Annotated in this window: 12 protein-coding genes; 9 read left to right on the forward strand and 3 right to left on the reverse strand. The window is 72.7% G+C overall.

Annotated elements, in window-relative coordinates:
- The first annotated feature begins 54 nt into the window (after positions 1 to 54).
- The 6 genes from ACFYL4_RS06140 (at position 55) to ACFYL4_RS06165 (ending at position 7,667) form a co-directional block, all read left to right on the forward strand.
- Positions 55 to 2,019 (forward strand): methylmalonyl-CoA mutase family protein, encoded by a 1,965-nt coding sequence (locus ACFYL4_RS06140; protein ID WP_387516835.1) that lies wholly within the window; start codon positions 55 to 57, stop codon positions 2,017 to 2,019.
- Positions 2,016 to 4,289 (forward strand): methylmalonyl-CoA mutase, encoded by a 2,274-nt coding sequence (gene scpA, locus ACFYL4_RS06145; RefSeq protein ID WP_357756494.1) that lies wholly within the window; start codon positions 2,016 to 2,018, stop codon positions 4,287 to 4,289. Before ACFYL4_RS06140 ends, scpA begins: the two co-directional genes overlap by 4 nt.
- 62 nt (positions 4,290 to 4,351) lie before the next feature.
- Positions 4,352 to 5,416: a methylmalonyl Co-A mutase-associated GTPase MeaB gene (gene meaB, locus ACFYL4_RS06150; protein WP_357756497.1), complete on the forward strand. Its 1,065-nt coding sequence runs from the start codon at positions 4,352 to 4,354 to the stop codon at positions 5,414 to 5,416.
- Positions 5,417 to 5,724: 308 nt separating this feature from the next.
- Positions 5,725 to 6,096, forward strand: coding sequence for an STAS domain-containing protein (locus ACFYL4_RS06155; RefSeq protein WP_017544239.1), 372 nt, complete (start codon positions 5,725 to 5,727; stop codon positions 6,094 to 6,096).
- A gap of 153 nt (positions 6,097 to 6,249) precedes the next feature.
- Positions 6,250 to 6,957 carry a hypothetical protein gene (locus ACFYL4_RS06160; RefSeq protein WP_387516837.1) on the forward strand — a complete coding sequence of 236 codons (708 nt, stop codon included), beginning with the start codon at positions 6,250 to 6,252 and terminating at the stop codon, positions 6,955 to 6,957.
- 29 nt (positions 6,958 to 6,986) lie between these two features.
- Positions 6,987 to 7,667, forward strand: a complete 681-nt coding sequence (locus tag ACFYL4_RS06165) for a hypothetical protein (RefSeq protein WP_387516839.1) — start codon at positions 6,987 to 6,989, stop codon at positions 7,665 to 7,667.
- A gap of 75 nt (positions 7,668 to 7,742) precedes the next feature.
- On the opposite strand, the gene xylA is transcribed toward ACFYL4_RS06165, so the two are convergent.
- Entirely contained in the window at positions 7,743 to 8,909 is a 1,167-nt protein-coding gene (gene xylA / locus ACFYL4_RS06170; protein WP_357756505.1) for a xylose isomerase, read from the reverse strand.
- Positions 8,910 to 9,115: 206 nt separating this feature from the next.
- Here xylA and ACFYL4_RS06175 point away from each other — a divergent pair, with 206 nt between their 5' ends.
- From ACFYL4_RS06175 to thrS, 3 genes are all read left to right on the forward strand, one after another.
- Positions 9,116 to 9,697: a GNAT family protein gene (locus tag ACFYL4_RS06175; RefSeq protein ID WP_357756508.1), complete on the forward strand. Its 582-nt coding sequence runs from the start codon at positions 9,116 to 9,118 to the stop codon at positions 9,695 to 9,697.
- 37 nt (positions 9,698 to 9,734) lie between these two features.
- Positions 9,735 to 10,205, forward strand: a complete 471-nt coding sequence (locus tag ACFYL4_RS06180) for an NUDIX domain-containing protein (protein WP_387516842.1) — start codon at positions 9,735 to 9,737, stop codon at positions 10,203 to 10,205.
- Positions 10,206 to 10,345: 140 nt separating this feature from the next.
- On the forward strand, positions 10,346 to 11,572 hold the full coding sequence (gene thrS, locus ACFYL4_RS06185) for a threonine--tRNA ligase (protein ID WP_387516844.1): 1,227 nt from the start codon (positions 10,346 to 10,348) through the stop codon (positions 11,570 to 11,572).
- A 63-nt stretch (positions 11,573 to 11,635) separates the two neighbouring features.
- Here thrS and ACFYL4_RS06190 read toward each other — a convergent pair whose 3' ends face one another.
- Positions 11,636 to 11,902, reverse strand: coding sequence for a DUF6504 family protein (locus ACFYL4_RS06190; RefSeq protein ID WP_387516846.1), 267 nt, complete (start codon positions 11,900 to 11,902; stop codon positions 11,636 to 11,638).
- A gap of 78 nt (positions 11,903 to 11,980) precedes the next feature.
- Positions 11,981 to 12,913, reverse strand: a complete 933-nt coding sequence (locus tag ACFYL4_RS06195; RefSeq protein WP_387516848.1) for a M48 family metallopeptidase — start codon at positions 12,911 to 12,913, stop codon at positions 11,981 to 11,983.
- Positions 12,914 to 12,979 lie beyond the last annotated feature (66 nt).

A 12,979-nucleotide genomic window follows, 5' to 3' on the forward strand; every position in this document is an offset into this window, starting at 1 on the left:
AGCACCACACCCCGGCTGGCCGGAACCGAACCCGGTTCTCTACCATCTCGAAGTATGGACGTCCCTGAGAGCGGGCCCGCCGGTACCGCGGCCCCCAACCTGGCCGAGGGCTTCCCGGCGGCCACACGTGAACGGTGGCGCGAACTCGTCGCCGGGGTGCTGCGCAAGAGCGGCGTCGCCGAGGAACGCCTCGCCGACGCCCCCGAGTCCGTCCTGGCCACGCACGGCTACGACGGGTTCGACATCGCGCCCCTGTACACCGCCGACCCGCCCGCCGCCGATCCCGGTTACCCCGGGCTGGCCCCCTTCACCCGCGGCTACCGCCCGGGCGGGGGCGTGGCCGGGGGCTGGGACATCCGCGCCCGGCACACCGACACCGACCCCGCCGAGCTCCGCCGTCGCGCGCACAACGACCTCATGAACGGTGCGGGCTCGTTGTGGGTGGCCGTGGGCCCGGACTCCGCCCCCGAAGGCGCGCCGCCCGGCGGTGTCCCCCTCTCCCGCCTGGGCGAGGCCCTCGCCGACGTCTACCTGGACCTCGCGCCCGTGGTGGTGTCCGCGCCCGGACCGCACGCCCTCGACGCCGCCACCGCTCTGCTCAGGGCGCACACCGACGCCGACGTCCCCGACGGCCGGGTCATCTCCCACCTGGGCCTGGACCCCATCAGCGCGGCGGCCCTGGCCGGTGAGCGCCCCGACGTGGCCGACCCCGCCCGCTTCGCCGCCGAACACGCCGCCCGCTACCCGGAACTCGGACTGTTCGTCGCCGACGGGACCCTGGTCCACGACGCGGGCGGCTCCGAAGCCCAGGAGATCGGTTTCGCCGTCGCCGCCGCGACCGCCTACCTGCGCGCGCTCACCGGCGCCGGACTCGACCTGGCCGACGCCGCCCGCCGGATCGAGTTCCGGCTCGCCGCCAACGCCGACCAGTTCTCCGTCATCGCCAAGCTGCGCGCCGTCCGCGCCATGTGGAACCAGGTGCTGGAAGCCTGCGGGGTGCCCGCCGACCGGCGCGGCATGAGCCTGCACGCCACCACCTCCGACGCCATGCTCACCCGCCGCGACCCGCACGTGAACATGCTCCGCACCACCGTGGCCTGCTTCGCGGCCGGGGTGGGCGGAGCCGACGCCGTCACCGTGGTGCCCTTCGACAGCGCCGTGGGCCTGCCCGACGACTTCGCGCGCCGCATCGCCCGCAACACCCAGTCGCTCCTCATCGAGGAGTCCCACCTGGCCCGGGTCATCGACCCGGCCGGAGGGTCGTTCTACGTCGAGTCCCTCACCCGCGCCCTCTACGGCGCCGGGTGGGCCTTCTTCCAGGAGCTGGAACGCGCCGGGGGCGCCGCCGACGCCGTCGCGCACGGCGAACTCCGCACCGCCGTGGACCGCACCTGGGAGCGCCGCCGCCACGACCTCGCCCGCCGCACCGCCCCGCTCACCGGGGTCAGCGAGTTCCCCGACCCGAACGAGAGACCCCTGGTCCGCGCCGCCGACCCGGCCCGCCGGGCCCCCGTCGAAGGCGGTTTTCCCGTTCGCCGCTACGCCCAGGAGTACGAGGCCCTGCGCGACCGCTCCGACGCGCACACCGCCGCCACCGGCCACCGGCCCGCGGCCTTCCTCGCCACCCTCGGCCCGGTCGCGGCGCACACCGCCCGCGCCTCCTTCGCCACCAACCTGCTCGCCGCCGGGGGAGTGGAGGCCCGCGACCCGGGCCCGCTCGACGACGCCCCGTCCGCCGCCCGCGCCTTCGCCGACTCCGGCAGCCGGGTCGCCGTCATCTGCTCGTCGGACCGCCTCTACGACGAGCACGCCGAGGAGGCGGCCCGCGCCCTCAAGGGGGCCGGGGCCCGCCGCGTCCTGCTCGCCGGAGCACCGCGCGACTCCTACCGGGAGGCCGGGGTGGACGCCTTCGCCCACCGGGGATGCGACGCCGTCGCGCTGCTCACCGACCTCGTCGACGTGCTCCTCACCGACCCCCCGACCACCACGACCGACTCCACCCAGGGGGCGAACGCATGATCCCCGACTTCTCCGCCGTCGACCCCCGGTACCCGGCCTTCACCGGCGGCGACCAGGGCGCGGCCGACTGGCGCCGGTCCCTGGAGGACTCCACGGGCAAGGCCGCCGACGCCCTGGAGTGGGAGACCCCCGAGGGCATCGGGGTCCGGCCGCTCTACACGCCCGCCGACCGCGCGGGCCTGGACTTCGTGGACGGGCTGCCCGGCATCCCGCCGTACCTGCGCGGGCCCTACCCGACCATGTACGTCAACCAGCCGTGGACCATCCGCCAGTACGCCGGGTTCTCCACCGCCGAGGAGTCCAACGCCTTCTACCGCCGCAACCTCGCCGCCGGCCAGAAGGGCCTGTCGGTCGCCTTCGACCTCGCCACCCACCGGGGCTACGACTCCGACCACCCCCGGGTCGCCGGGGACGTGGGCATGGCGGGCGTGGCCATCGACTCCATCTACGACATGCGCCAACTGTTCGACGGCATCCCGTTGGACCGGATGAGCGTGTCCATGACCATGAACGGCGCGGTGCTGCCCGTCCTGGCCCTCTACATCGTGGCCGCCGAGGAGCAGGGGGTGCCGCCCGAGAAGCTGTCGGGGACCATCCAGAACGACATCCTCAAGGAGTTCATGGTCCGCAACACCTACATCTACCCGCCGCGGCCGTCGATGCGGATCATCTCCGACATCTTCGCCTTCACCTCCCAGCGGATGCCGCGCTTCAACTCCATCTCCATCTCCGGCTACCACATGCAGGAGGCCGGGGCCACGGCCGACCTGGAGCTGGCGTACACCCTCGCCGACGGCGTGGAGTACATCCGCGCGGGTCAGCGGTCCGGACTGGACGTGGACGCCTTCGCGCCCCGGCTGTCGTTCTTCTGGGCGATCGGGATGAACTTCTTCATGGAGGTCGCCAAGCTGCGCGCGGCCCGACTGCTGTGGGCCCGCCTGGTCAAGGACCTGGGTGCCGCCAAGGACAAGTCGCTCAGCCTGCGCACGCACTCCCAGACCTCCGGCTGGTCGCTCACCGCGCAGGACGTGTTCAACAACGTCGCGCGCACCTGTGTGGAGGCCATGGCCGCCACACAGGGCCACACCCAGTCGCTGCACACCAACGCCCTGGACGAGGCGCTCGCCCTGCCCACCGACTTCTCCGCGCGCATCGCCCGCAACACGCAGCTGCTGTTGCAGCAGGAGTCGGGCACCACCCGCGTCGTCGACCCCTGGGGCGGCAGCTACTACGTCGAGAGCCTCACCCACCAGCTCGCCGAGAAGGCGTGGGCGCACATCCAGGAGGTCGAGCGGGCCGGGGGGATGGCCGCCGCGATCGACGCCGGACTGCCGAAGATGCGCATCGAGGAGGCGGCCGCCCGCACCCAGGCGCGCATCGACTCCGGCCGCCAGCCCGTGATCGGGGTCAACAAGTACCGCCCCGACACCCCCGACGAGATCGACGTCCTCAAAGTCGAGAACTCCAGGGTCCGCGCCCAGCAGCTCGACAAGCTCCGCCGCCTGCGCGAGGAGCGCGACGAGCGGGAGGTGCGCGCCGCCCTGGACGCCCTCACCGAGGCCGCCGGACGGGAGTCCCGGGCCGACGAGGACCTCACGAACAACCTCCTCGCCGCCGCCGTCGACGCGGCCCGGGCCAAGGCGACCGTCGGAGAGATCTCCGACGCCATGGAGAAGGTGTTCCACCGCCACTCCGGCCAGATCCGTACGATTCAGGGTGTGTACAGGAACGAGGCGGCCGGGAGCGCCGACGCGGCCGGGCTGATGGACCGGGTGACCGCCCGGGTCGAGGAGTTCACCGAGGCCGAGGGCCGCCGCCCCCGCATCCTCGTGGCGAAGATGGGCCAGGACGGCCACGACCGGGGCCAGAAGGTCATCGCGACGGCCTTCGCCGACCTCGGCTTCGACGTGGACGTGGGCCCGCTCTTCCAGACCCCGGCCGAGGTCGCCGTCCAGGCCGTGGAGGCCGACGTACACGTGGTCGGGGTGTCCTCGCTGGCGGCCGGGCACCTCACCCTGGTGCCCGCGCTGCGCGAGGAGCTGGCCCGGCTGGACCGCGAGGACATCATGATCGTGGTGGGCGGGGTGATCCCCCCGGGCGACTTCGACGAGCTCCGCGCGGCCGGTGCGTCCGCGATCTTCCCGCCCGGAACGGTGATCGCCGAGGCCGCCGTCGACCTGCTCGACCAGTTGGAGGACCGGCTGGACCCCGACGGCGGGGACGGGTCGCGCGAGGCACGGAGCGGCCGGGGCCCGGTGGGCCCGGAGTAGTCCGAGCGGCGTCCGGAGGGTCCGGCGCGGGAACGAGCGGCCGGTGAACGGCCGGAAGGGGAGTGGACGTGGCGGTGCGCGGGAGGCGTCCGGTGGACGTGGACGCCCTGGCCGAGGGGGTGCTGTCCGGGCATCGGCCGACCCTGGCCAGGGCCATCACCCTCGTGGAGTCGCGCCGCCCGGACCACGCGCGCGCCGCGCAGGAACTCCTGGTGCGGGTGCTGCCGCACACCGGCAAGGCCCAGCGGGTGGGCATCACCGGGGTGCCCGGTGTGGGCAAGTCGACCTTCATCGACGCGCTCGGGACACGGCTGACCTCACGCGGCCACCGGGTGGCCGTGCTCGCCGTCGACCCCTCCTCCACCCGCACCGGCGGGAGCATCCTGGGCGACAAGACGCGCATGGCCGAGCTCGCGGTCGACCCCGACGCGTTCATCCGGCCCTCGCCCACGGCGGGCACCCTCGGCGGGGTCGCCCGCGCCACGAGGGAGACCATGCTGCTCATGGAGGCGGCCGGGTTCGACGTGGTGCTGGTGGAGACCGTGGGCGTCGGCCAGTCCGAGGTCACGGTCGCCGCGATGGTCGACTGCTTCCTGTTCCTCACACTGGCCCGCACCGGCGACCAGCTCCAGGGGATCAAGAAGGGCGTGCTGGAACTCGTCGACGTGGTGGCGGTGAACAAGGCCGACGGTGCGCACGCCGACGACGCGCGCAAGGCCGCCCGGGAGCTCTCCCGGGCCCTGCGCCTGCTCCAACCGGTGCACCCTGAGTGGCGGCCGCCGGTGCTCACCTGTAGCGGCCTGACCGGCGACGGTCTGGACGAGGTGTGGGAGACCGTGCTCGAACACCGGCGTGTGCTGGAGCGGGACGGTGCCCTTGCCGAGCGGCGCAGCGCCCAGGGTGTCAGTTGGATGTGGGACCAGGTGCGCGACCAGCTGATGGACTCGTTCCTGAGGGACCGGGAGGTGTCCGCTCTCGTCCCGGAGATGGAGGCGCGGGTGCGGTCGGGTGAGACGACCGCCACTCTCGCCGCGCGTTCCCTACTGGCCTCCTTCACTCAGGGTGACGGCGTCCACGAGGGGCGAACGGGGCGTGACCGGTCCGGGAACGACGGCGGGGACGACTGAGGAGAGCTGGGCGACACCGGGTTCCATGTCGTGAAATGACCCAGGGTGAACGGGAGGTATCGCCCGTGGGGGAGGGGGTTCTCGCCCATGAGGCGAAAATTTCTTCCCCGATGCCATTCCCGTGGGAGCGGTTCGCTTATACCGTGTGTGTCCAACGACTTACCAGACCGCTCGGGCGCGCAGGCGTCTCCCTCACCGGACCGGCTCTGTGGGAGTGGAGCCGGGTCCGGTAGTCGTTCCCGGTCGGGCTGCGTATGGTTAAGCGAGGGACCCCTCACCATCGGAGCGTGGGGCCGGGAGGAGTGAACGTGCACAGGCTTGGACTGAGCACGCGGTTCGAGAGCCGCAGCGTCATCGTCGCGATCGAGGGAGAACTCGACATCGCGACCGCCGCCGACCTCCAGGAACACATCAAGACCGCGATCGAGGACCACGGTCCGTGGCTGATCCTGGATCTGTCCGCCCTGGACTTCATGGACTCCAGCGGGCTGAACGTCATCATCAACGCCTACCGGAACGTCCGTGAGCTGGACGGTTCCCTGTCCCTGGCGGCCCTGAACGAGCGCGTCACCAAGGTCGTCCGCCTGGTCGGCCTGCACCGGCAGGTCCCGGTCCACCAGACCGTCGCCACCGCCGTAGCGGCGATGGAGGCCCTAGAGGCCAAGCGCCAGGCCGGATAGTCCGGCCCGGTCCCGTGAGCCCCCTCTCCCGGGACCGCCCCCAGCCGTGAACACCCCCTCTCCCGTGCCCGCGCCGGGTACGCGGACACCGCCCGGAGAGGCGGGTGCGGGTCCGTCCACGGCCGCCCCCCACCGGGGCGGCCGACTCCCCCTGTGGACAACGCTCTTCCGACCCCGGGCGGCGGGGATAATGGAACCATCGACACCACACCCCCCGCCCCCAGGTCCCCCCGCCTCCTCGACCCCCTCCTCCGCTTCCAGGTCCGGGCCCAGAACGACCCCGGGCACGCACGCCGGGTGGCCTTCACCGGCGTGCTGTCACTGACGCTCCTGACCGTGCTCCTCGGCCTGCTCTTCGGCGTCGCCGACCACCCCGCCGTGTGGGCCGTCCTGGCCTTGGTCGGCGTGGCGGCTGGCCTCCCCCTCTTCCTGATGGTGGTCACCGCGTTCGTGCACCTGATGGTGTTCAGGGTCCCGCTCCCCGCCGACACCCGGCCGGCGGACCTGCGGGCCGCCAGACGCGTGCTCCGCTCAAGGACGCTGACCGGCGTGCCCGAGGTCGACCGGGTCGCCCGAGCCCTGGCCGCCCAGGTCCTGGGTCAACGGCTCTGGCCGTCGGCGCTGATGTTGGCCGGTTTCAGCGTCCTCAACCTGTTCAACGCCCTCAACCGGTACGCCTCGGACGGTGGCTGGAGCGGCTCGGCCGTCTTCCTGGTCGTGAGCGTCCTGATGGCATTGATGGTGGTCTTCGCCGTCGCCCACGACCTCCTGGCCAAACGGAGGGCCCGGGACCTGGCGATGGCCTACGACGCCCGCCCCGGGGGCACGGTCAAGGGCGAACCCTCCCGAGGTCTCGGATAGGTCACGGCGAATCGGGGTAGGGGTGCGGCATGAACGAGCACACGACACACCCCCGGTCCGCTCGCCGACATCCCAGGGCCCTGTTCGGCCGGATGCAGGTCTACGCGCAGAACCATCCGCGTGCCTACGCCGTCAGGGCCTCGCTCATCCTCTTCCCCGTGGTCGTGCTCCCGCCGCTGGTCCTCTGCGTGCTCGTGGCCGACGACTGGCGGAGCGCGGTGCCCGCGCTCCTCGCGGGCCTCGCCCCCGCCGCGGTCATGATGGCTCTCATGGTGTGGCTGATGCCCGTGTTCCTGCGCAGGACCCTCGGCACGTCCACCCTCGCTCCGGGCACCGATCCGGTCGACCTGCTGGAGGCCAAACGCCAGCTGCGCCGCGGCGGCCTCCACGAACGCGACTCCGTCAACCGGGCCGCCCGGGTGGTCGCCGCCCAGGCGGAGGCGGGCATCAACTCCCCGCGCACGGTCACCGTGATCAGTGTGATCGGCCTGCTCCTGTTCGGTACGCTGAGCGTCCTCAACCTCCGGGCCCACGGCCCGGGTGTTGACGCCGTCTTCCCGCTCGTGATCACCCTGCTGTTCCTGGGCTACGTGCTCTTCCTCGGCCCCTGGGTGCGGCGCTACCGCCAGCGGGCGCGCGACTTCGCACGGCTCTACGACGAGCGCGAGGCCGCGCGCCGGAGCGCGTCGGGCCCGACCGTCCACCGCTGACCCCGGGCCGCTCGGCTCGCGCAGAGCCCCCGGCGCCCCCGGGGGAGGGGAAGTCCTCCCGGGGGCGCGCCCGGCTCAGCGGGCGCCGAGCAGGTGCTCCAGGGCGAGCTGGTCCAGCCGCTCGAAGTGGTAGCCGCGCCGCCCCGCCTCCTCAGCGTCGAACTCCTCCCGGAGCAGGTCCGCGACGCTCTCGCCGGGGGCGAGGGTGGAAGTGGAGAGTTCGGGGACCCGGGCGTCGGCCAGGGCCGCGGCCACCTCCGGATCGGCGCGGAAGGCCGCCGCCCGCTCCCTGAGCAGCAGGTAGTTGCGCATGCAGCCCGCCGCCGACTCCCACACCCCGGACACGTCCTCGGTGCGCGGCGGCTTGAAGTCGAAGTGCCTGGGCCCCTCGTATCCGGCCCGCTCCAACAGGTCCACGAGGAAGAAGGCCTCCTTGAGGTCGCCCGCGCCGAAGCGCAGGTCCTGGTCGTACTTCACTCCGCGCTGTCCGTTGAGGTCGATGTGGAACAGCTTGCCCGCCCACAGCGCTTGGGCCACGCCGTGCGCGAAGTTCAGCCCGGCCATCTGCTCGTGACCGACCTCGGGGTTGACCCCCACCATCTCCGGGTGGGCGAGCCGCTCGATGAAGGCCAGGGCGTGGCCGACGGTGGGCAGCAGCACGTCGCCACGCGGTTCGTTGGGCTTGGGCTCGATCGCCAGGCGCAGGCCGTACCCCTGCTCCCGGACGTAGGAGCACAACAGGTCGAAGGCCTCGCGCAGACGGTCCAGCGCGGCGCGGTGGTCCTTGCCCGCCTCGGTCTCCGAGCCGTCCTGGCCGCCCCAGCACACGTAGGTGGTCGCGCCCAGGGAGGCCGCCAGGTCGATGTTGCGAATCACCTTGCGCAGCGCGTGGCGTCGTACGTCCCGGCTGTTGGAGGTGAAGCCGCCGTCCCGGAAGACCGGGTGGCTGAACAGGTTCGTGGTGGCCATGGGAACCGTGAGCCCGGTCTCGTCGAGCGCCTTGCGGAAGCGCTGGATCACCGCGTCCCGTTCGTCGGGGGTGCTGCCCGGCGGGATCAGGTCGTCGTCGTGGAAGGTGACGCCGTACGCGCCGAGGTCGGCGAGGCGGCGCACGGCGTCGACCGGGTCGAGCGGCGGCCGGACGGGGTCGCCGAAGGTGTTGACACCGCGCCAGCCGACGGTCCACAGGCCGAAGGTGAAGCGGTCCTCGGGGGTGGGGCGGAGGTCGGTCGTGTCTACCAAGTCTGCTCCCGGGGGGTCGATCCGTGGGGGTGTGCGGACCCGGACAGTCTGTACAGAGCCACGACCCGCCGTCAATGGTCCCTCACCCTCCGAACCCGGTGCCCGGCCCCGCCCCCTCCCACACCGGTGGGCCCGGGTCCCGCCCGGCGGTCGTCCCCGTCGAAAACCCGTTGCCCGGGGGTGGGGGCGCTGGTTGGATCACCCTCATGGTGCCTCCCGACGTCTTCCGCCACCAGCCCGCCCTCACCGGTGACCGCGTGCGCCTGGACCCGCTCACGGCGGCCAACGCCGACGACCTCGTCCCCGGCCTGGTGGACATGGACCCGCAGGTGCGCAGGCTCACCGGCACCCACCGGGAGTTCACCGCCGAGGGGCTCGTCCGGCTCTTCACGGCCCGCGAGCATCAGCACGACCGGGCCGACTGGGTGATCCGCTCCCGGGCCGACGACCGCGTCGTCGGGGACTGCGCACTCCTCGATCTGGACCCGGACAACGCCGAGGCGCACTACCGGATCGCGCTCAGCTCCATGGAGCACACCGGACGGGGCTACGGCACCGAGGCCACCGACCTGGTCCTGGAGTACGCCTTCGAGACCGCCGGTCTGCACCGGGTGGCGTTGGAGGTCTTCGCCTTCAACACCAACGCCGAACGCTCGTACGCGAAATCGGGGTTCGTCCGTGAGGGCGTGTGGCGCCAGCACCTGCGCTGGGACGGGGCGTGGCACGACGCGGTCCTGATGTCGATCCTCGACCACGAGTACGCCGAGCTTCGTCGCACGCGCGGCTGACCCGCCCGCCGACCGCGCCCCGGGTTAGTTTGGGGGCATGCCCGTCCCGGACTTCGTCACCCAGTTGCGCGCCCACGTCGGCCACTCCCTGCTGCCCCTGGTGGGTGTGACCGGGGTGGTGCTCGACGACGACGGCCGCGTGCTGTTGCACCAGCGCTCCGACGACGGCCGTTGGGCCACTCCCGGCGGCATCCTCGAACCGGGGGAGCAGCCCGCGCGGGCCGTGGTCCGCGAGGTGTGGGAGGAGACGGGGGTGAGGGTGGAGGTGGAGCGGCTGGTCGCCGTGCTCGGGCAGGAGCCGCACACCTACCCCAACGGCGACCGGGTGCAGTTCCTCGACCTGGCCTTCCGCTGCCGGTCCGTCGGCGGGCGGCTGACGGTCGACGATGACGAGAGCCTGGACGTGGGCTGGTTCGCCGACCACGAGATGCCGCCCATGGCCGAACGCGTACTGGAACGCGTCCGCTGGGCCCGGCTCGACGAGGGAGCCCCCCATTTCGAACGCTGATACGGTGAGCCGTATGCAGCGCGCCTTCATGACGACGACGCCGGAGTCCCCGGCGCGCTGAACCGTGTTTTCGACAGGCCCCGGGGCGAGTGCCCCGGGGCCTTCGTCTTGCGGTCACTCGTTCCACAGGAGGAGACGTGATGACCGCACGACACGACCACCGCAGGCTCGGCCGCGAGCTCGAACTCTTCGGCACCGACCCGCTGATCGGATCAGGGCTGCCCTACTGGCTGCCGGACGGTGCCACCGTGCGCCACGCCTTGGAGGAGTACGTCCGTGACGCCGAACGGCGTGCGGGGTACCAGCACGTGTACTCGCCGGTACTCGGCAAACGCGAGCTGTACGAGGCCTCCGGACACTGGAGCCACTACCGCGACGACATGTACCCGCCGATGGACCTGGGCGGTGGCGAGCAGGTCGTGCTGAGGCCGAGCCTGTGCCCCCACCACGCGGTGATCTACCGATCGCGCGGGCGGGGCCACCGGGAACTCCCGCTGCGGGTGGCCGAGCTGGGCGGCATGTACCGCTCGGAGCGCTCCGGGGTCCTGGGCGGTCTGAGTCGGGTGCGCGCGATCCAGCTCAACGACGCGCACGTCTTCTGCGCGCTGGAGCAGGTCGTGGACGAGGTGGGTGCCGCACTGGAGCTGGTGCGGGGTGCGCACGCCGCGATGGGAGTCGCCGCCACCCGCTACCGACTGTCGCTGCCCGGCCCGGGAGGAAAGTACGTCGACGCTCCGGACCTGTGGAGCCGCTCCACCGAACTGTTGTCCGAGGCCCTCGACCGTTCCGGCGTGCCCTACGAACGGGCGGAGGACGAGGCGGCCTTCTACGGACCCAAGATCGACGTGCAGTTCACCGACGCGGGAGGTAGGGAGTTCACCCTCTCGACCGTTCAGGTGGACTTCCACCAGCCGGAGCGGTTCGACCTGACCTACGTCGGAGCGGACGGCGCCCGGCACCGGCCCGTCATGGTGCACCGGAGCGTGATCGGGAGCGTGGAACGGGCGGTGGCGCACCTGGTGGAGGTCCACGGTGGGGCGTTCCCCGCCTGGTTGGCGCCCGTCCAGGTCGTGGTGCTGCCGGTCTCCGGCGACCAGGTCGCCGACGCCGCCCGGATCGTGGCGCGGTGCGTCGACCTGGGGCTGCGCGCGGAGGTCGCGGGGCCCGAGCACGGCGGCCTGGGCGGACGAATCCGGGCGGCTCGACTGGTGCCCTACCAGGTGGTGCTGGGGGCGAGGGAGGTCCTGGCGGGCAGCGTCTCCGTGCGGTTGAGGGACGGACGTCGCCCGGACCCGATGCCGGAGGGCGAGTTCGTCGAACTCGTGCGCGGCCTGGTGGGGGCGTACTCGGTCCGGCTCTGGCGCTGACGCGGGCCCGCCCTCCGAGGCGGGAGCGGGTCCGGGAGCCCGGCGGGGGCACCCGGACCCGCCCTACCGGTCACTCCACTGGCGCCGCATGGTCCAGTGTTCGGAGGCGGTGTCCCGGGAGATGTCGATGATGCTGGGCTGCCCCGTCTCGGACTCGGCGGAGACGCGGAGCAGGTGGATCTGCGTGGCCGGTACGCCCGGGCCCCCGGGCCGGGCGGGCCAGTCGCCGATGATCCGGCGGACGCGGAAGGTGTGGCCGCGCCAGGTGAACTGGGCGGGGTGGCCACGGTCGGTGGAGCGGACGTGGATCTGGTCGTTCTGGAGACTCACGCCGCCCACCTTATCGAACGCATGTTCGAAAAGGTCAAGTCTTCCTGCGATGACGTAGGTCGCTTTACTGTGGGGTCGCTACAGGAACACCCGGCCCCGGCGGGCGCGGTCGCGCAGGGCGGCCATCCTGCGCGTGTTGCTGGGGCGGTGCGAGAGCAGGTGGTAGAGCAGCAGGGAGCAGCCTCGGTCGGTGTGCGCGCGGGCGGCCATCTCGCCCAGGTTCACGCGCGGGTACAGGGCGGGTCCGCCCGCGAGGAGCCGCACCGCGTGGGTGCCCTCGGGCACATGGGCGTGGGCGTGGTCGTCGGCCGTGTACTCGGCGGCTCGGGAGAGTGCCGCGCCCAGGCCGGGGACGAGGTCGGCGCCCAGGGTCGCCAGTCGCCGCCAGTACCCCGTGTGCCCGGCGGCGACGTGGCCCACCTGGTGGGCCACGAGGAAGGCGAGGGCGTCGCGGTCGCGCAGCTCTCCGCGGTCGAACAACGTGTCGGGCAGCACCAGGTAGCGCCGGAGACCGTGCGCGGCGGCGTCGGCGCGGGCCGAGCACGGGCGGGTGCGGACGTAGGCCTCCGGGGTGCGGTTCAGCCCCATCTCCCGGGCCAGTTCGACCACCACCCGGTACGCCTCGGGGAACTGGGTGGGCGAGATCCGGACGGACTCCGCGCGTTCGCGGGCGTAGCGCAGTCCGCGCACGGACCAGCAGGCCAGGGGGACCGCGACCAGGGCCAGGGCCGTCCCGAGCGGAGAGCCCGTCACGGTCCACACCAGCCGCAGCAGCACCGCGGCCAGGGTGAGCGTCACCGTCACGCCGAGCGCGAGCAGGGGTCTCTCCCAGGGATGCGCGGCGGCCGGGACGACCTCCTCGTCGGGGTCGGTCGGGTGCGGGTCGAGCGCCCGACCGTGGGGCGCGGTCCGGCGCGGTGGCCATGCGCCGGGCGCCGTGGTGCAACCGGGGACTCCGTGGACCGCGCCGGTCGCGAACACCCCTCCAGACGGCGTGGCATGATGACGCATACTGCTCCCCTCGGGCCGCCCTTGACCAGGAATGACTACTCCCTGTGCCTAAATATTACTTTCCGC

Origin of the sequence: Nocardiopsis sp. NPDC006938 (assembly GCF_042869555.1) — a bacterium.
Taxonomy (GTDB): Bacteria; Actinomycetota; Actinomycetes; order Streptosporangiales; family Streptosporangiaceae; genus Nocardiopsis.

Coding starts and splice junctions, on each gene's coding strand:
- ACFYL4_RS06140 (WP_387516835.1), top strand. CDS start 55: ATGGACGTCCCTGAGAGCGGGCCCGCCGGTACCGCGGCCCCCAACCTG.
- scpA (WP_357756494.1), top strand. CDS start 2,016: ATGATCCCCGACTTCTCCGCCGTCGACCCCCGGTACCCGGCCTTCACC.
- ACFYL4_RS06165 (WP_387516839.1), top strand. CDS start 6,987: ATGAACGAGCACACGACACACCCCCGGTCCGCTCGCCGACATCCCAGG.
- ACFYL4_RS06175 (WP_357756508.1), top strand. CDS start 9,116: ATGGTGCCTCCCGACGTCTTCCGCCACCAGCCCGCCCTCACCGGTGAC.
- ACFYL4_RS06180 (WP_387516842.1), top strand. CDS start 9,735: ATGCCCGTCCCGGACTTCGTCACCCAGTTGCGCGCCCACGTCGGCCAC.
- thrS (WP_387516844.1), top strand. CDS start 10,346: ATGACCGCACGACACGACCACCGCAGGCTCGGCCGCGAGCTCGAACTC.
- ACFYL4_RS06195 (WP_387516848.1), bottom strand. CDS start 12,913: ATGCGTCATCATGCCACGCCGTCTGGAGGGGTGTTCGCGACCGGCGCG.